The 17,057-nt window shown below is 55.4% G+C and carries 14 protein-coding genes; all 14 read left to right on the top strand.

Going from position 1 to position 17,057, the window contains the following annotated elements; all coding sequences use genetic code 11:
* Positions 1 to 492 precede the first annotated feature (492 nt).
* Positions 493 to 1,431, top strand: coding sequence for a transcriptional regulator LrhA (gene lrhA, locus AX755_RS20240; protein WP_029881734.1), 939 nt, complete (start codon positions 493 to 495; stop codon positions 1,429 to 1,431).
* Positions 1,432 to 2,061: 630 nt separating this feature from the next.
* Positions 2,062 to 2,502, top strand: a complete 441-nt coding sequence (gene nuoA, locus AX755_RS20235) for an NADH-quinone oxidoreductase subunit NuoA (protein ID WP_014171000.1) — start codon at positions 2,062 to 2,064, stop codon at positions 2,500 to 2,502.
* 15 nt (positions 2,503 to 2,517) lie between these two features.
* A complete protein-coding gene (gene nuoB / locus AX755_RS20230; RefSeq protein WP_003861482.1) occupies positions 2,518 to 3,192 on the top strand; it encodes an NADH-quinone oxidoreductase subunit NuoB in 675 nt (224 codons plus the stop codon).
* Between the two features lie 89 nt (positions 3,193 to 3,281).
* Positions 3,282 to 5,084, top strand: coding sequence for an NADH-quinone oxidoreductase subunit C/D (gene nuoC / locus AX755_RS20225; protein ID WP_013098106.1), 1,803 nt, complete (start codon positions 3,282 to 3,284; stop codon positions 5,082 to 5,084).
* 2 nt (positions 5,085 to 5,086) lie between these two features.
* The gene (nuoE, locus tag AX755_RS20220) at positions 5,087 to 5,587 is read left to right on the top strand and encodes an NADH-quinone oxidoreductase subunit NuoE (RefSeq protein WP_003861486.1); all 501 of its coding nucleotides are present in this window, start codon (positions 5,087 to 5,089) and stop codon (positions 5,585 to 5,587) included.
* Positions 5,584 to 6,921: an NADH-quinone oxidoreductase subunit NuoF gene (gene nuoF / locus AX755_RS20215; RefSeq protein WP_003861487.1), complete on the top strand. Its 1,338-nt coding sequence runs from the start codon at positions 5,584 to 5,586 to the stop codon at positions 6,919 to 6,921. The genes nuoE and nuoF overlap by 4 nt, the downstream gene beginning before the upstream one ends.
* Positions 6,922 to 6,975: 54 nt before the next feature.
* Positions 6,976 to 9,699: an NADH-quinone oxidoreductase subunit NuoG gene (gene nuoG, locus AX755_RS20210; protein WP_062857319.1), complete on the top strand. Its 2,724-nt coding sequence runs from the start codon at positions 6,976 to 6,978 to the stop codon at positions 9,697 to 9,699.
* A complete protein-coding gene (gene nuoH / locus AX755_RS20205) occupies positions 9,696 to 10,673 on the top strand; it encodes an NADH-quinone oxidoreductase subunit NuoH (protein WP_058662054.1) in 978 nt (325 codons plus the stop codon). The genes nuoG and nuoH overlap by 4 nt, the downstream gene beginning before the upstream one ends.
* 13 nt (positions 10,674 to 10,686) lie before the next feature.
* On the top strand, positions 10,687 to 11,229 hold the full coding sequence (gene nuoI / locus AX755_RS20200; RefSeq protein WP_003861491.1) for an NADH-quinone oxidoreductase subunit NuoI: 543 nt from the start codon (positions 10,687 to 10,689) through the stop codon (positions 11,227 to 11,229).
* Between the two features lie 10 nt (positions 11,230 to 11,239).
* Entirely contained in the window at positions 11,240 to 11,794 is a 555-nt protein-coding gene (nuoJ, locus tag AX755_RS20195; protein WP_008500212.1) for an NADH-quinone oxidoreductase subunit J, read from the top strand.
* Positions 11,791 to 12,093, top strand: a complete 303-nt coding sequence (gene nuoK / locus AX755_RS20190; RefSeq protein ID WP_003861496.1) for an NADH-quinone oxidoreductase subunit NuoK — start codon at positions 11,791 to 11,793, stop codon at positions 12,091 to 12,093. The genes nuoJ and nuoK overlap by 4 nt, the downstream gene beginning before the upstream one ends.
* Complete coding sequence (gene nuoL, locus AX755_RS20185; protein WP_014832758.1) at positions 12,090 to 13,931, top strand: NADH-quinone oxidoreductase subunit L; 1,842 nt, start codon at positions 12,090 to 12,092, stop codon at positions 13,929 to 13,931. Before nuoK ends, nuoL begins: the two co-directional genes overlap by 4 nt.
* Positions 13,932 to 14,007: 76 nt before the next feature.
* Positions 14,008 to 15,537: an NADH-quinone oxidoreductase subunit M gene (nuoM, locus tag AX755_RS20180; protein ID WP_013098102.1), complete on the top strand. Its 1,530-nt coding sequence runs from the start codon at positions 14,008 to 14,010 to the stop codon at positions 15,535 to 15,537.
* A 6-nt stretch (positions 15,538 to 15,543) separates the two neighbouring features.
* Positions 15,544 to 17,001: an NADH-quinone oxidoreductase subunit NuoN gene (nuoN, locus tag AX755_RS20175; protein ID WP_014832756.1), complete on the top strand. Its 1,458-nt coding sequence runs from the start codon at positions 15,544 to 15,546 to the stop codon at positions 16,999 to 17,001.
* The last annotated feature ends 56 nt before the right edge of the window (positions 17,002 to 17,057 follow it).

Raw genomic sequence — 17,057 nt, 5'->3', positions numbered from 1 at the left:
TAAAATTAGTTTAGAAGCCTAACAACAACCTTTAATCCTGAATATTGCGATAAGACTTATAAATAAAGTGGATTTGAGTTAAGATGTCTTTAAGGAAAGCAGAGGAAAGACGTATGTGATTTGTATATCTTGCCCTGATTTTCTGAATTAATTGATTGTTATTGTTGGAGTTATCTCTGGCTGGCGTGTGCAAAGCACAACCTGCAACGTTGACAGCGCTGCGATAAAGATGGCAGAAAAGGTGTCATACCTTTAATGTAATTTACATTAACCTGCGATCATCTAAATATCCTGAACGTTTAAGAGAATAAAAATAACGTCATGAAACGTGCTTTCTGACTGTTGATATATACACTAAAGCAGCACAATAACTATCTGTCAGGCAGTCTGCCGGGCCGGGATGCGAGGGAAAACTCCAGAAGGAATTGCTTAACTGTTACACACAGCTTCAACCCGGGCAGCTCCGCACGAGCAACCTGAAAGTGAATAGATATGATAAATGCAAATCGTCCGATAATGAATCTCGACCTCGATCTGCTGAGAACGTTTGTTGCGGTCGCAGACCTCAACACTTTTGCAGCAGCTGCTGCCGCAGTTTGCCGAACCCAGTCCGCCGTCAGTCAGCAAATGCAGCGTCTGGAACAACTGGTTGGTAAAGAGCTTTTTGCCCGTCATGGCCGTAATAAGCTCTTAACAGAACACGGTATTCAGCTACTGGGTTATGCCAGGAAAATACTTCGCTTTAATGACGAAGCATGTATGTCATTAATGTTTAGCAACCTTCAGGGTGTGCTAACGTTAGGTGCATCTGATGAGTCAGCGGATACTATATTGCCGTTCCTTCTTAATCGAATCAGTTCGGTTTATCCGAAGCTTGCGCTGGATGTTAGCGTGAAGCGTAATGCTTTTATGATTGAGATGTTAAAAGAGAACGAGGTTGACCTCGTGGTCACCACGCATCGTCCCGGCCAATTTAATTGCCTGACGCTGCGAACGTCTCCTACGCACTGGTATTGCGCGGCGGAATATGTGCTTCAGCAAGGCGAGCCTGTTCCTCTGGTCTTACTGGACGATCCGAGCCCATTCCGCGATATGGTGCTGGCGGCGCTCAACGAGGCCAACATTCCGTGGCGACTGGCGTATGTGGCCTCCACATTGCCTGCCGTTCGCGCAGCGGTCAAAGCCGGCCTTGGCGTAACGGCGCGTCCGGTGGAGATGATGAGCCCGGATCTGCGGGTGCTGGGAAAATCCGATGGACTCCCTCCGCTGCCGGATACGGAGTATCTGCTGTGCCACAACACGTCCAGTAACAACGAGCTGGCGAAAGTGGTGTTCGAAGCAATGGAGAACTACCATAACCCGTGGCAGTTCGAGCATGTTACCCACGAAGGGGGGGATGACTCCCTGATCGTTGAAGGTGACTTTGAGTGATCGAGAGCTCAAAATTCTGGTAACAAAATGTAAGTGTAAAAAAATGCCACTCGTGCGATTTTCGCATGGAGTGGCTTTTTTTTTGCACAAATTCTCTCCGCTAATGAGAGTGAAATGAAAAGAGTTCTTAATTATCAATGAGTAAAATACAGCCGATTAAAGTCTGAACAAATTCTTTTCTCACTTCCTTCCCGCGCCCGGCATGTTAATAAAACAGGAAAGATGTTGCCGTTTTACTGGTTGAATTAACAAAAGCGTGTCTCAGATCAAGAAAATACTCCCATTTAGGGGGAGGAATCGTTGGCAAATCCTGTCAAAATAGGAGGGTTATTTTTTTTACTTCCAAAACGGACACGATTCAACAACATGCATTTGACGAAAAGTCAGGTAACCACCAGGGTTAAAGGGCACCAAATGTTAATGAGAATCGCTCGATGTAATTTAATGTGAAGAAACCTTTGTTAAAGTTGACAATAGGTTATAGAAAGGAGTAAAAAACCCCATCATTTTGCTGTCTACGTCTCATTTCTGACAGTTAGTGTAAGGTTATTTGTTCCTCCCCATGAATCGATGTGATGCCCATCTGCCAGCAAGAGCAGTGTCGTTGGTATCACTTTTGATGAGTAAGCAATGAGTATGTCAACATCCACAGAAGTCATCGCTCATCACTGGGCATTCGCAATCTTTCTTATTGTAGCCATTGGCCTGTGCTGCCTGATGTTAGTCGGCGGCTGGTTCCTGGGCGGTCGCGCCCGCGCAAGGCACAAAAACACCCCTTTCGAATCAGGTATTGATTCAGTAGGTTCCGCTCGCTTACGCCTGTCTGCCAAGTTCTATCTGGTAGCCATGTTCTTCGTCATCTTTGACGTGGAAGCGCTTTACCTTTTCGCATGGTCGACCTCCATCCGCGAAAGTGGTTGGGTAGGCTTTGTCGAGGCCGCAATTTTCATTTTAGTGCTACTGGCCGGTCTGGTTTATCTGGTGCGTATTGGCGCGCTTGACTGGACGCCTGCGCGTTCACGTCGTGAACACATCAACCCGGAAAACAGTATCTCTAATCGTCAGCAGTAACAGCGAGGCAATAAGATGGATTATACGCTCACCCGCATAGATCCTAACGGTGAGAATGACCGTTACCCCCTGCAAAAACAGGAGATCGTAACCGACCCCCTGGAGCAAGAAGTCAATAAAAGCGTGTACATGGGCAAGCTCGAACATGCCATGCACGATATGGTCAACTGGGGTCGTAAGAACTCCATCTGGCCATACAACTTTGGCCTTTCCTGCTGCTACGTTGAAATGGTGACGTCATTCACTGCGGTGCATGACGTTGCGCGTTTTGGGGCAGAGGTACTGCGTGCATCCCCACGTCAGGCTGACCTGATGGTGGTGGCCGGTACGTGCTTTACCAAGATGGCACCGGTTATTCAGCGTCTTTATGACCAGATGCTGGAGCCAAAATGGGTTATCTCCATGGGCGCATGTGCAAACTCTGGCGGTATGTACGACATTTATTCCGTTGTGCAGGGCGTAGATAAGTTTATTCCAGTGGATGTATACATCCCGGGTTGCCCGCCACGTCCGGAAGCTTACATGCAAGCGCTGATGCTGCTGCAGGAGTCTATCGGTAAAGAACGCCGCCCGCTGTCGTGGGTTGTTGGCGATCAGGGTGTCTATCGCGCGAACATGCAGTCTGAGCGCGAGCGTAAACGTGGTGAACGTATTGCCGTCACCAACCTGCGTACGCCTGACGAAATTTAATTTGCGCCTGTGGGCCTGGAGAACACCTTCGCATATCACTACTCAAATAGCGCGAAGCCAGGCTTAACAGTCACCACGGACCATTTGCAATGGTGAACAATATGACCGACTTAACCGCGCAAGAAGCCGCCTGGCAGACCCGGGATCATCTGGATGACCCCGTCATTGGCGAACTGCGCAACCGTTTTGGGCCGGATGCCTTTACTGTTCAGGCGACCCGCACCGGGGTACCCGTTGTTTGGGTGAAGCGTGAACAATTGCTGGAAGTTGTCGATTTCCTCAAGAAATTGCCAAAACCTTACGTCATGCTGTTTGACTTACACGGCATGGATGAACGTCTGCGCACGCACCGCCAGGGTCTCCCTGCTGCGGATTTTTCCGTTTTCTACCACCTGATCTCAATAGACCGCAATACGGATATCATGCTCAAGGTGGCATTGTCTGAAAACGACATGCATCTGCCGACGCTCACCAAACTTTTCCCGAACGCCAACTGGTACGAGCGTGAAACCTGGGAAATGTTCGGTATGACCTTCGACGGCCACCCGCATCTGACGCGCATCATGATGCCGCAGACCTGGACCGGCCACCCGCTGCGTAAAGACTACCCGGCACGTGCGACTGAATTCGATCCGTTTGAGCTGACCAAAGCCAAGCAGGATCTGGAGATGGAAGCGCTGACCTTCAAGCCGGAAGACTGGGGCATGAAGCGCGGTACCGAAAACGAGGACTTCATGTTCCTCAACCTCGGTCCAAACCACCCGTCTGCGCATGGTGCATTCCGTATTATTCTTCAGCTTGATGGCGAAGAGATTGTCGACTGCGTTCCGGATATCGGTTACCACCACCGTGGTGCTGAGAAAATGGGCGAGCGTCAGTCCTGGCACAGCTACATTCCGTATACCGACCGTATCGAGTACCTCGGCGGCTGCGTAAACGAAATGCCTTACGTGCTGGCCGTTGAGAAACTGGCAGGCATCACCGTGCCGGATCGCGTTAACGTGATTCGCGTTATGCTGTCAGAACTGTTCCGTATTAACAGCCATCTGCTGTACATCTCCACGTTCATTCAGGACGTTGGCGCGATGACCCCGGTCTTCTTCGCCTTTACCGACCGTCAGAAAATTTACGATCTGGTGGAAGCGATTACCGGTTTCCGTATGCACCCGGCCTGGTTCCGTATCGGCGGTGTGGCACACGATCTGCCGAGAGGCTGGGACCGTCTGCTGCGTGAATTCCTCGACTGGATGCCGAAACGTCTGGCCTCGTATGAGAAAGCCGCGCTGCGTAACTCCATCCTGAAAGGCCGTTCCCAGGGCGTTGCTGCCTACGGCGCGAAAGAGGCGCTGGAGTGGGGGACCACCGGTGCTGGCCTGCGTGCGACCGGTATTGATTTCGACGTGCGTAAAGCGCGTCCTTACTCTGGCTATGAGAACTTCGACTTTGAAGTCCCGGTTGGCGGCGGTGTTTCCGACTGCTATACCCGCGTGATGCTGAAAGTAGAAGAGCTGCGCCAGAGTCTGCGCATCCTTGAGCAGTGCCTCAACAACATGCCGGAAGGTCCGTTCAAGGCGGATCACCCGCTGACGACGCCGCCACCGAAAGAGCGCACGCTGCAACATATCGAAACTCTGATCACCCACTTCCTGCAGGTTTCCTGGGGCCCGGTCATGCCGGCACAAGAATCCTTCCAGATGATCGAAGCGACCAAGGGTATTAACAGTTACTACCTGACCAGTGACGGCAGCACCATGAGCTACCGTACCCGCGTGCGTACGCCGAGCTTTGCGCACCTGCAGCAGATCCCGTCCGCCATCCGCGGCAGTCTGGTCTCCGACCTGATTGTGTATCTGGGTAGTATCGATTTTGTTATGTCAGATGTGGACCGCTAATTATGCACGAGAATCAACAACCACAAACCGAGGCTTTTGAGCTGAGTGAAGCAGAGCGTGCCGCCATTGAGCACGAGATGCACCACTACGAAGACCCGCGTGCGGCGTCCATTGAAGCGCTGAAAATCGTACAGAAACAGCGTGGTTGGGTGCCGGATGGGGCGATCTATGCGATCGCAGAAGTGCTGGGTATCCCGGCCAGTGACGTAGAAGGCGTAGCCACGTTCTACAGCCAGATCTTCCGTCAGCCGGTGGGCCGCCATGTGATCCGCTACTGTGACAGCGTTGTCTGCCACATTACCGGTTATCAGGGCATTCAGGCTGCGATTGAGAAAAAACTCAATATCAAGCCGGGCCAGACCACGTTCGATGGTCGCTTTACTCTGCTGCCAACCTGCTGCCTGGGTAACTGCGACAAGGGGCCGACCATGATGATTGATGAGGATACTCACAGCCATCTGACGCCGGAAGCCATTCCTGACCTGCTGGAGCAGTACAAATGAAAACTGTAATTCGTACTGCTGAGACACATCCGCTGACCTGGCGTCTGCGCGATGACAAACAGCCGGTATGGCTCGACGAATACCAGAGCAAAAACGGCTATGCCGGGGCGCGTAAAGCCCTGGGCGGCATGGCGCCAGACGACATCGTTAATGCGGTGAAAGAGTCGGGTCTGAAAGGCCGCGGCGGCGCGGGCTTCTCCACCGGTCTGAAGTGGAGCCTGATGCCAAAAGATGAATCCATGAACATCCGTTACCTGCTGTGTAACGCGGATGAAATGGAGCCGGGTACCTATAAAGACCGTCTGCTGATGGAGCAACTGCCGCACCTGCTGGTGGAAGGCATGTTGATCTCCGCGTTCGCGCTGAAAGCGTACCGTGGTTACATCTTCCTGCGCGGTGAGTACATCGAAGCGGCGGAAAACCTGCGTCGCGCGATTGCCGAAGCGACCGAAGCGGGCCTGCTTGGCAAAAACATTCTCGGCACCGGGTTTGACTTCGAGCTGTTCGTGCACACCGGTGCAGGGCGTTATATCTGCGGTGAAGAGACCGCGCTGATTAACTCCCTGGAAGGCCGCCGTGCGAACCCGCGTTCCAAGCCGCCGTTCCCGGCAAGCTCCGGTGTGTGGGGTAAACCGACCTGTGTGAACAACGTCGAAACCCTGTGTAACGTTCCGGCTATCCTCGCCAACGGCGTGGAGTGGTATCAGGGCATCTCCTCAAGCAAAGATGCCGGTACCAAGCTGATGGGCTTCTCCGGCCGCGTGAAAAACCCTGGCGTCTGGGAACTGCCGTTCGGTACTACCGCCCGCGAAATTCTTGAAGACTACGCCGGTGGCATGCGCGATGGCCTGAAATTTAAAGCCTGGCAGCCGGGTGGGGCAGGGACAGACTTCCTGACCGAAGCCCACCTTGATCTGCCGATGGAGTTCGAAAGCATTGGTAAAGCAGGCAGCCGTCTGGGTACGGCGCTGGCGATGGCCGTCGACCACGAGATCGGCATGGTCTCGCTGGTGCGTAACCTGGAAGAGTTCTTCGCCCGTGAGTCCTGCGGCTGGTGTACACCGTGCCGTGACGGTCTGCCGTGGAGCGTGAAGATCCTGCGTGCTATCGAACGCGGCGAAGGCCAGCCTGGTGATATCGAGACACTTGAGCAACTGTGTCGATTCTTAGGGCCGGGCAAAACCTTCTGTGCCCACGCACCGGGTGCCGTCGAGCCGCTGCAGAGCGCGATTAAATATTTCCGCGACGAATTCGAAGCAGGCATCAAGCAGCCGTTCAGCAATACCCATTCAATCAATGGTATTCAGCCGAACCTGCTGAAAGCACGCTGGTAAAAACAGAATTTTGATTAACGCTCGAAGCAATTCGAGACAACTGGAAGCATGCTAATGGCTACGATTCATGTAGACGGCAAAGAATACGAAGTCAACGGGGCGGACAACCTGCTGGAAGCTTGTCTGTCTCTTGGCCTCGATATTCCGTACTTTTGCTGGCATCCGGCGCTGGGCAGCGTCGGTGCTTGCCGCCAGTGTGCGGTGAAGCAATATCAAAACGCGGAAGACACGCGTGGTCGCCTGGTGATGTCCTGTATGACGCCAGCCACCGAAGGCACATTTATTTCGATTGATGACGAAGAAGCAAAACAGTTCCGTGAAAGCGTTGTGGAATGGTTGATGACCAACCACCCGCACGACTGCCCGGTCTGTGAAGAGGGCGGTAACTGCCACCTTCAGGATATGACCGTAATGACCGGTCACAGCTTCCGTCGCTATCGCTTTACTAAACGTACTCACCGTAACCAGGACCTGGGGCCGTTCATCTCTCACGAAATGAACCGCTGCATCGCCTGCTACCGCTGCGTGCGTTACTACAAAGATTACGCAGACGGTCAGGATCTGGGTGTGTATGGCACACATGACAACGTCTATTTCGGTCGTCCGGAAGACGGTACGCTTGAGAGCGAATTCTCCGGTAACCTGGTAGAAATCTGTCCGACCGGCGTATTCACCGATAAAACTCACTCCGAGCGTTACAACCGTAAGTGGGACATGCAGTTTGCACCAAGCATCTGCCAGCAGTGTTCGCTGGGCTGTAACACCAGCCCGGGTGAGCGCTACGGCGAACTGCGTCGTATCGAAAACCGTTACAACGGTACCGTAAACCATTACTTCCTGTGCGACCGCGGTCGTTTCGGCTATGGCTATGTAAACCTGAAAGACCGTCCGCGTCAGCCGGTTCAGCGCCGTGGCGACGACTTTATCACCCTGAACGCTGAACAGGCGATGCAGGGTGCGGCAGATATTCTGCGCCAGTCGAAGAAAGTGATCGGTATCGGCTCCCCGCGTGCCAGCATCGAAAGCAACTTCGCGCTGCGTGAGCTGGTGGGGGCGGAAAACTTCTACACCGGTATCGCTCAGGGCGAGCAGGAACGTCTGCAGCTGGTACTGAAAGTGCTGCGCGAAGGCGGTATTCATACCCCTGCGCTGCGCGAAATCGAATCGTATGATGCGGTTCTGGTGCTGGGCGAAGATCTGACGCAGACCGGCGCTCGCGCGGCTCTGGCGGTTCGCCAGGCGGTGAAGGGTAAAGCACGTGAAATGGCAGCGGCACAGAAAGTGGCTGACTGGCAGATTGCGGCAATCCTCAACATCGGCCAGCGCGCGAAGCATCCTCTGTTTGTGACGAACGTCGACAACACCCGTCTGGACGATATCGCCGCGTGGACCTACTGCGCGCCGGTTGAAGATCAGGCGCGTCTTGGCTTTGCCATTGCTCATGCGCTGGACAACAATTCTCCGGCCGTTGAACTGGATCGTGACCTGCAAAGCAAAGTCGACGTGATTGTTCAGGCGCTGGCGGGGGCGAAGAAACCACTGATTATCTCCGGGACTAACGCCGGTAGCGCCGAAATCATTCAGGCTGCAGCGAACGTCGCCAAAGCCCTGAAAGGCCGCGGTGCGGACGTTGGTGTCACCATGATTGCCCGTGCGGTGAACAGCATCGGTCTGGGTATGATTGGCGGTGGCTCGCTGGAAGAAGCGTTAAGCGAACTGGAGTCCGGTGCTGCTGACGCCGTTGTGGTGCTGGAAAATGACCTGCATCGCCATGCCTCTGCCGCGCGCGTTGACGCTGCGCTCTCTAAAGCACCGCTGGTGATGGTAATCGACCATCAGCGCACCGCGATTATGGATAAAGCGCACCTGGTGCTCTCTGCGGCAAGCTTCGCAGAAAGCGACGGTACGGTTATCAACAACGAAGGCCGCGCACAGCGTTTCTTCCAGGTTTATGACCCGGCGTACTACGACAGCAACACCGTGATGCTGGAAAGCTGGCGCTGGCTGCACTCTCTGCACAGCACCGTGCAGAGCCGTGAAGTGGACTGGACGCAGCTCGACCACGTTATCGATGCGGTAGTCGAAAAACTGCCTCAGCTGGCGGGTATTAAAGATGCTGCGCCTGAAGCGAGCTTCCGTATTCGCGGCCAGAAACTGGCGCGTGAACCGCACCGTTACAGTGGCCGTACCGCGATGCGTGCCAATATCAGCGTGCACGAACCGCGTCAGCCGCAGGATAAAGACACCATGTTCGCCTTCTCCATGGAAGGGAACAACCAGCCGTCTGCGCCGCGTTCACAGATCCCATTCGCATGGGCACCGGGCTGGAACTCCCCGCAGGCGTGGAACAAGTTCCAGGCGGAAGTGGGCGGTTCACTGCGTCACGGCGATCCGGGCGTGCGTCTGATTGAAGCCTCCGAAACCGGTCTGGACTTCTTCACGACCGTTCCGGCGAGCTTCCAGGCGCAGGACGGTAGCTGGCGTATTGCGCCGTACTACCATCTGTTTGGTAGCGACGAGCTGTCCCAGCGTTCACCGGTATTCCAGCAGCGTATGCCGCAGCCGTACATCAAGCTCAACCCGGCAGACGCCGCGAAGCTTGGCGTTAACGCGGGTGCGAACATTGCCTTTAGCTACGAGGGCCAGACCATCAGCCTGCCGCTGATTATCTCTGAAAGCCTGACAGCAGGGCAGGTCGGTCTGCCGATGGGTATGCCTGGCATCGCGCCGGTACTGGCGGGTGCGCGTCTTGATAACCTGCAGGAGGCAAAAGCATGAGTTGGTTAACGCCGGATCTTATCGACATCCTGCTGAGCGTTCTGAAAGCGATTGTCATTCTGCTGGTGGTGGTCACCTGTGGTGCGTTCATGAGCTTTGGTGAACGTCGTCTGCTTGGTCTGTTCCAGAACCGTTATGGACCAAACCGCGTTGGCTGGGGGGGATCACTCCAGCTGGTCGCGGACATGATCAAGATGTTCTTCAAAGAGGACTGGATCCCACGCTTCTCGGATCGCGTGATCTTTACGCTGGCACCGATGATTGCCTTCACCTCGCTGCTGCTGGCGTTTGCTATCGTTCCTGTCAGCCCGACCTGGGTGGTGGCTGACCTGAACATCGGCATTCTGTTCTTCCTGATGATGGCAGGTCTCGCGGTTTACGCGGTACTGTTCGCAGGCTGGTCCAGTAACAACAAATACTCGCTGCTGGGTGCGATGCGTGCTTCCGCGCAGACGCTGAGCTACGAAGTGTTCCTGGGGCTCTCCCTGATGGGCGTGGTGGCGCAGGCCGGTTCATTCAACATGACCGACATCGTTAACAACCAGGCCGACATCTGGAACGTTATCCCGCAGTTCTTTGGTTTTGTTACCTTTGCTATCGCGGGCGTGGCGGTGTGTCACCGTCACCCGTTTGACCAGCCAGAAGCCGAACAGGAACTGGCCGACGGTTACCACATTGAATATTCCGGTATGAAATTCGGTCTGTTCTTCGTGGGTGAGTACATCGGTATCGTCACCATTTCCGCGTTGATGGTAACGCTGTTCTTTGGTGGCTGGCATGGCCCGTTCTTACCGCCGTTCATCTGGTTCGCGCTGAAAACCGCGTTCTTCATGATGATGTTCATTTTGATTCGCGCAGCGTTACCGCGTCCGCGTTATGACCAGGTAATGTCCTTCGGCTGGAAAGTGTGCCTGCCGCTGACGCTCGTCAACTTGTTGGTAACGGCGGCTGTCATTCTCTGGCAGCAGCCATAAGGGGCTATAGACCATGACCTTAAAAGAATTACTGGTAGGCTTTGGTACCCAGGTACGCAGTATCTGGATGATCGGCCTGCACGCGTTTGCCAAACGCGAAACCCGGATGTACCCGGAAGAGCCGGTATATCTGCCGCCGCGCTACCGTGGCCGTATCGTGCTGACGCGCGACCCGGACGGCTCCGAGCGCTGCGTTGCCTGTAACCTGTGTGCGGTAGCGTGTCCGGTAGGCTGTATCTCTCTGCAGAAAGCAGAGACGGTAGACGGCCGCTGGTACCCTGAGTTCTTCCGCATCAACTTCTCACGCTGCATCTTCTGTGGTCTGTGTGAAGAAGCGTGCCCAACCACGGCGATTCAGCTCACCCCGGACTTCGAACTGGGTGAGTACAAGCGTCAGGACCTGGTGTACGAGAAAGAGGATCTGCTGATTTCCGGTCCGGGCAAATACCCGGAATATAACTTCTACCGGATGGCGGGTATGGCAATCGACGGCAAAGATAAGGGCGAAGCAGAGAACGAAGCCAAGCCTATCGACGTCAAGAGCCTGTTACCGTAAGGAGAGGGCAATGGAATTCGCTTTTTATATCTGTGGCCTTATCGCCATCCTGGCTACGCTACGAGTGATTACGCACACCAATCCGGTGCATGCGCTGCTGTACTTAATCATTTCGCTGCTGGCTATTTCCGGGGTGTTCTTTGCGCTCGGCGCGCACTTTGCCGGTGCGCTGGAAATCATCGTTTACGCCGGGGCCATCATGGTGCTGTTCGTCTTCGTGGTGATGATGCTGAACCTGGGCGGCTCTGAAATTGAGCAGGAACGTCAGTGGTTAAAACCGCAGGTGTGGATTGGCCCGGCAATTTTGTCGGCCATCATGCTGGTGGTAATTGTTTATGCCATTCTCGGCGTGAACGACCAGGGCATCGACGGTACGCCAATCGGCGCGAAAGAAGTGGGTATCACGCTGTTTGGCCCATACGTTCTGGCGGTTGAACTGGCCTCTATGCTGCTGCTGGCGGGTCTGGTTGTTGCCTTCCACGTTGGCCGCGAAGAGCGTGCTGGTGAGGTGCTGAGCAACCGCACTGACGACCGCGCGAAAAGAAAAACGGAGGAACGCGCATGATCCCCTTAACACATGGACTGATCCTCGCTGCGATTTTATTCGTTCTGGGCTTAACCGGTCTGGTTATCCGCCGCAATCTGCTGTTTATGCTGATCGGTCTGGAAATCATGATTAACGCCTCCGCGCTGGCCTTCGTGGTCGCCGGAAGCTACTGGGGCCAGACCGATGGTCAGGTGATGTACATTCTCGCCATCAGCCTCGCGGCTGCCGAAGCGAGTATTGGCCTGGCGCTGTTGCTGCAGCTCCATCGTCGCCGCCAGAACCTGAACATCGATTCAGTAAGTGAGTTGCGTGGATGAACATGCTTGCCTTAACCATTATTTTTCCGCTGATTGGCTTCGTGCTGCTGGCGTTTTCTCGCGGCCGCTGGTCTGAGAATCTGTCTGCGACCGTCGGCATGGGATCTGTCGGTCTGGCTGCGCTGGTAACAGCGTATGCGGGTATCGATTTCTTCAACAACGGGCGTCAGGCCTTCAGCGTGCCGCTGTGGACCTGGATGTCGGTCGGTGATTTCAACATCGGTTTTAACCTGGTGCTGGATGGTCTCTCGCTGACCATGCTCTCCGTGGTGACCGGCGTGGGCTTCCTGATCCATATGTTCGCCTCCTGGTACATGCGCGGTGAAGAGGGCTACTCCCGCTTCTTCGCCTACACTAACCTGTTTATCGCCAGCATGGTGGTTCTGGTGCTGGCCGATAACCTGCTGCTGATGTATCTGGGCTGGGAAGGCGTGGGTCTCTGTTCGTACCTGCTGATCGGGTTCTACTACACCGATCCGAAGAATGGCGCAGCGGCCATGAAAGCGTTCGTCGTGACCCGTGTGGGTGACGTCTTCCTCGCGTTCGCGCTGTTCATTCTCTACAACGAACTGGGCACGCTGAACTTCCGCGAAATGGTGGAACTGGCGCCGGCACACTTCGCCGCAGGCAACAACATGCTGTGGTGGGCAACGCTGATGCTGCTTGGTGGTGCTGTGGGTAAATCTGCACAGCTGCCGTTGCAGACATGGCTGGCCGACGCGATGGCGGGTCCAACCCCTGTCTCCGCGCTGATCCACGCCGCGACCATGGTCACCGCCGGTGTGTACCTGATTGCGCGTACCCATGGCCTGTTCCTGATGACCCCGGAAATTCTGCATCTGGTGGGTATCGTCGGTGCGGTCACGCTGGTGCTGGCAGGCTTTGCCGCGCTGGTGCAGACCGACATCAAACGCGTTCTTGCTTATTCCACCATGAGCCAGATTGGCTACATGTTCCTGGCGTTGGGCGTTCAGGCGTGGGACGCGGCGATTTTCCACCTGATGACGCACGCGTTCTTTAAAGCGCTGCTGTTCCTCTCATCCGGTTCCGTGATCCTGGCCTGCCATCACGAGCAGAACATCTTCAAGATGGGCGGACTGCGTAAGTCCATCCCGCTGGTGTATGTCTGCTTCCTGGTGGGCGGCGCGGCGCTGGCGGCACTGCCGCTGATTACCGCGGGCTTCTTCAGTAAGGACGAAATCCTTGCCGGTGCCATGGCGAATGGTCATATCAATCTGATGGTTGCGGGTCTGGTCGGTGCGTTTATGACCTCCCTGTATACCTTCCGTATGATTTTCATCGTATTCCACGGTAAAGAACAAATTCACGCTCATGCAGGGAAGGGGATTACTCACCACCTGCCGCTGATTGTGCTGCTGGTCCTGTCCACCTTCGTTGGCGCGATGATTGTGCCGCCGCTGCAGGGTGTACTGCCAGACACCACCGAGCTTGAGCACGGCCGCGTTCTGACGCTTGAAATCACCTCTGGTGTGGTCGCTATCGCGGGTATCCTGATTGCTGCATGGCTGTGGCTGGGCAAACGCACGCTGGTGACTGCCGTTGCCAACAGTGCGCCAGGCCGCCTGCTGGGCACCTGGTGGTACAACGCGTGGGGCTTCGACTGGCTGTACGACATGATCTTCGTTAAGCCGTTCCTGGGCATTGCGTGGCTGTTGAAGCGCGACCCACTGAACAGCCTGATGAATATCCCGGCGATCCTCTCCCGCTTTGCAGGTAAAGGCCTGCTGTACAGCGAGAACGGTTACCTGCGCTGGTATGTGGCGTCCATGAGCATCGGTGCGGTTGTCGTGCTGGCGCTGCTGATGGTGTTGCGTTGATCGTAAAGTGAATTTTATTCGAATTCGTTGAAAATCAGGCCCCTGCTGGGGGCCTTAAAAAGGAATGTAAATCGCCATGTTACTACCCTGGCTAATATTAATTCCCTTCATCGGCGGCTTCCTGTGCTGGCAGACTGAACGCTTTGGCGTGAAGATGCCGCGCTGGATCGCGCTGATCACCATGGGATTGACGCTCGCGCTTGGTCTGCAACTTTGGTTGCAGGGTGGCTACTCCCTGACCCAGTCTGCGGGCATTCCGCAGTGGCAGTCTGAGTTTATCCTGCCGTGGATCCCGCGTTTCGGCATTACGATCCACCTGGCGATTGACGGTCTGTCGCTGCTGATGGTGGTGCTGACCGGTCTGCTCGGCGTTCTGGCGGTACTTTGCTCCTGGCGAGAAATCGAAAAATACCAGGGCTTCTTCCACCTGAACCTGATGTGGATCCTGGGCGGCGTAATCGGCGTGTTCCTTGCCATCGACATGTTCCTGTTCTTCTTCTTCTGGGAGATGATGCTGGTGCCGATGTACTTCCTGATCGCGCTGTGGGGCCATAAGGCGTCCGACGGTAAAACGCGTATCACGGCGGCCACCAAGTTCTTCATCTATACCCAGGCGAGTGGTCTGGTGATGCTGATTGCCATTCTGGCGCTGGTGTTTGTGCACCACAATGCGACCGGTGTCTGGACCTTCAACTACGAAGACCTGTTGAAGACCCCGATGTCTCACGGTGTGGAATACCTGCTGATGCTCGGCTTCTTCATCGCCTTCGCGGTGAAAATGCCGGTCGTACCACTGCACGGCTGGCTGCCAGACGCGCACTCTCAGGCGCCAACCGCAGGTTCTGTTGACCTGGCGGGCATCTTGCTGAAAACAGCAGCCTACGGTCTGCTGCGTTTCGCGCTGCCACTGTTCCCGAACGCGTCCGCTGAGTTCGCACCGATTGCCATGTGGCTGGGTGTGATTGGTATCTTCTACGGTGCCTGGATGGCGTTCACGCAGTACGACATCAAACGTCTGATTGCGTACACCTCCGTTTCCCACATGGGCTTCGTACTGATTGCTATCTACACCGGCAGCCAGCTGGCGTACCAGGGCGCGGTGATCCAGATGATTGCACACGGTCTGTCCGCAGCCGGTCTCTTCATCCTCTGTGGTCAGCTGTACGAACGTCTGCATACCCGTGACATGCGTATGATGGGCGGTCTGTGGAGTAAAATTAAGTGGCTGCCGGCGCTGTCCATGTTCTTCGCGGTGGCGACCCTGGGTATGCCAGGTACCGGTAACTTCGTCGGCGAATTTATGATTCTGTTCGGTAGCTTCAAAGTGGTACCGATGATTACCGTCATCTCCACCTTTGGTCTGGTGTTCGCGTCCGTCTACTCGCTGGCGATGCTGCACCGTGCTTACTTCGGTAAAGCGAAGAGCGAAATTGCTGCACAAGAACTGCCGGGGATGTCGCTGCGTGAGCTGTTCATCATCCTGCTGCTGGTCGTACTGCTGGTGCTGCTGGGCTTCTTCCCGCAGCCGATTCTGGATACCTCGCACTCCGCGATGGGTAATATCCAGCAGTGGTTTGTTAATTCTGCTTCTACTACAAGGCCGTAATTCGCCATGACAATAACTCCACAACAACTGATCGCGCTGCTACCGCTGCTGATCGTCGGATTGACGGTGGTGGTTGTGATGCTCTCCATTGCGTGGCGACGCAATCACTTCCTGAATGCCACGCTGTCGGTCATCGGACTGAACGCCGCGTTAGTCTCTCTCTGGTTTGTTGGCCAGGGCGGGGCGATGGACGTCACCCCGCTGATGCGCGTTGACGGCTATGCCATGCTGTACACGGGGCTGGTTCTGCTGGCGAGCCTGGCGACCTGTACCTTTGCCTATCCGTGGCTTGAAGGCTACAACGACAACAAAGAAGAGTTTTACCTGCTGGTACTGATTGCCGCACTCGGCGGCATTCTGCTGGCGAATGCAAACCATCTGGCTGCGCTGTTCCTCGGCATTGAGCTGATCTCTCTGCCGCTGTTCGGCCTGATTGGTTACGCCTTCCGTCAGAAGCGCTCTCTGGAAGCGAGCATCAAGTACACCATCTTGTCTGCTGCAGCCTCGTCCTTCCTGTTATTTGGTATTGCGCTGCTGTACGCGCAGACCGGTAACCTTTCGTTCATGGCGCTTGGCAAGAGCCTCGGCGACGGCATGCTGCACGAGCCGCTGCTGCTGGCGGGTCTGGGCATGATGATTGTTGGCCTCGGCTTTAAACTCTCTCTGGTTCCGTTCCACCTGTGGACCCCGGATGTTTACCAGGGCGCACCGGCGCCGGTTTCTACCTTCCTGGCGACGGCGAGCAAAATCGCTATCTTCGGTGTGGTCATGCGCCTGTTCCTGTACGCACCGGTAGGTGACAGCGAAGCAGTTCGCACGGTGCTGGGGATTATCGCGTTCGTCTCCATCATCTTCGGTAACCTGATGGCGCTGAGCCAGACCAACATTAAACGTCTGCTGGGTTACTCCTCCATCTCTCATCTGGGCTACCTGCTGGTGGCACTGATTGCGCTGCAGAGCGGTGAGATGTCGATGGAAACCGTAGGCGTTTACCTGGCCGGTTACCTGTTCAGCAGCCTCGGCGCGTTCGGCGTGGTGAGCCTGATGTCCAGCCCGTACCGTGGCCCGGATGCAGATTCACTGTTCTCCTACCGTGGCCTGTTCTGGCACCGTCCGATCCTGTCTGCGGTGATGACCGTGATGATGCTCTCTCTGGCGGGTATCCCAATGACGCTGGGCTTCATCGGTAAGTTCTACGTGCTGGCTGTCGGTGTGCAGGCGCACCTGTGGTGGCTGACTGCGGGCGTGGTTATCGGCTCGGCAATCGGTCTGTACTACTATCTGCGTGTGGCCGTGAGCCTGTACCTGAGCGCGCCTCAGCAGCTCAACCGCGACGCACCAGGCAACTGGCAGTACAGCGCCGGTGGTATTGTGGTGCTGATCTCCGCGCTGCTGGTGCTGATCTTCGGTATCTATCCGCAGCCGCTGATTGATATCGTGCAGCGAGCAATGCCGCTGATGTAAAAGCAAAAAACCCGCCTCGGCGGGTTTTTTTATGGTTTTCGCCCTCTCCCTGTGGG

It is taken from the genome of Enterobacter sp. SENG-6, assembly GCF_001605945.1.
GTDB lineage: Bacteria > Pseudomonadota > Gammaproteobacteria > Enterobacterales > Enterobacteriaceae > Enterobacter > Enterobacter cloacae.
Note: the sequence above shows the minus strand (reverse complement) of the source record. Positions and strands in the feature narration are given on the sequence as shown.

Bases quoted from the DNA above. Each gene is read 5' to 3' on its own strand.
- lrhA (WP_029881734.1), top strand. From the start codon at position 493: ATGATAAATGCAAATCGTCCGATAATGAATCTCGACCTCGATCTGCTG.
- nuoA (WP_014171000.1), top strand. From the start codon at position 2,062: ATGAGTATGTCAACATCCACAGAAGTCATCGCTCATCACTGGGCATTC.
- nuoB (WP_003861482.1), top strand. From the start codon at position 2,518: ATGGATTATACGCTCACCCGCATAGATCCTAACGGTGAGAATGACCGT.
- nuoC (WP_013098106.1), top strand. From the start codon at position 3,282: ATGGTGAACAATATGACCGACTTAACCGCGCAAGAAGCCGCCTGGCAG.
- nuoE (WP_003861486.1), top strand. From the start codon at position 5,087: ATGCACGAGAATCAACAACCACAAACCGAGGCTTTTGAGCTGAGTGAA.
- nuoF (WP_003861487.1), top strand. From the start codon at position 5,584: ATGAAAACTGTAATTCGTACTGCTGAGACACATCCGCTGACCTGGCGT.
- nuoG (WP_062857319.1), top strand. From the start codon at position 6,976: ATGGCTACGATTCATGTAGACGGCAAAGAATACGAAGTCAACGGGGCG.
- nuoH (WP_058662054.1), top strand. From the start codon at position 9,696: ATGAGTTGGTTAACGCCGGATCTTATCGACATCCTGCTGAGCGTTCTG.
- nuoI (WP_003861491.1), top strand. From the start codon at position 10,687: ATGACCTTAAAAGAATTACTGGTAGGCTTTGGTACCCAGGTACGCAGT.
- nuoJ (WP_008500212.1), top strand. From the start codon at position 11,240: ATGGAATTCGCTTTTTATATCTGTGGCCTTATCGCCATCCTGGCTACG.
- nuoK (WP_003861496.1), top strand. From the start codon at position 11,791: ATGATCCCCTTAACACATGGACTGATCCTCGCTGCGATTTTATTCGTT.
- nuoL (WP_014832758.1), top strand. From the start codon at position 12,090: ATGAACATGCTTGCCTTAACCATTATTTTTCCGCTGATTGGCTTCGTG.
- nuoM (WP_013098102.1), top strand. From the start codon at position 14,008: ATGTTACTACCCTGGCTAATATTAATTCCCTTCATCGGCGGCTTCCTG.
- nuoN (WP_014832756.1), top strand. From the start codon at position 15,544: ATGACAATAACTCCACAACAACTGATCGCGCTGCTACCGCTGCTGATC.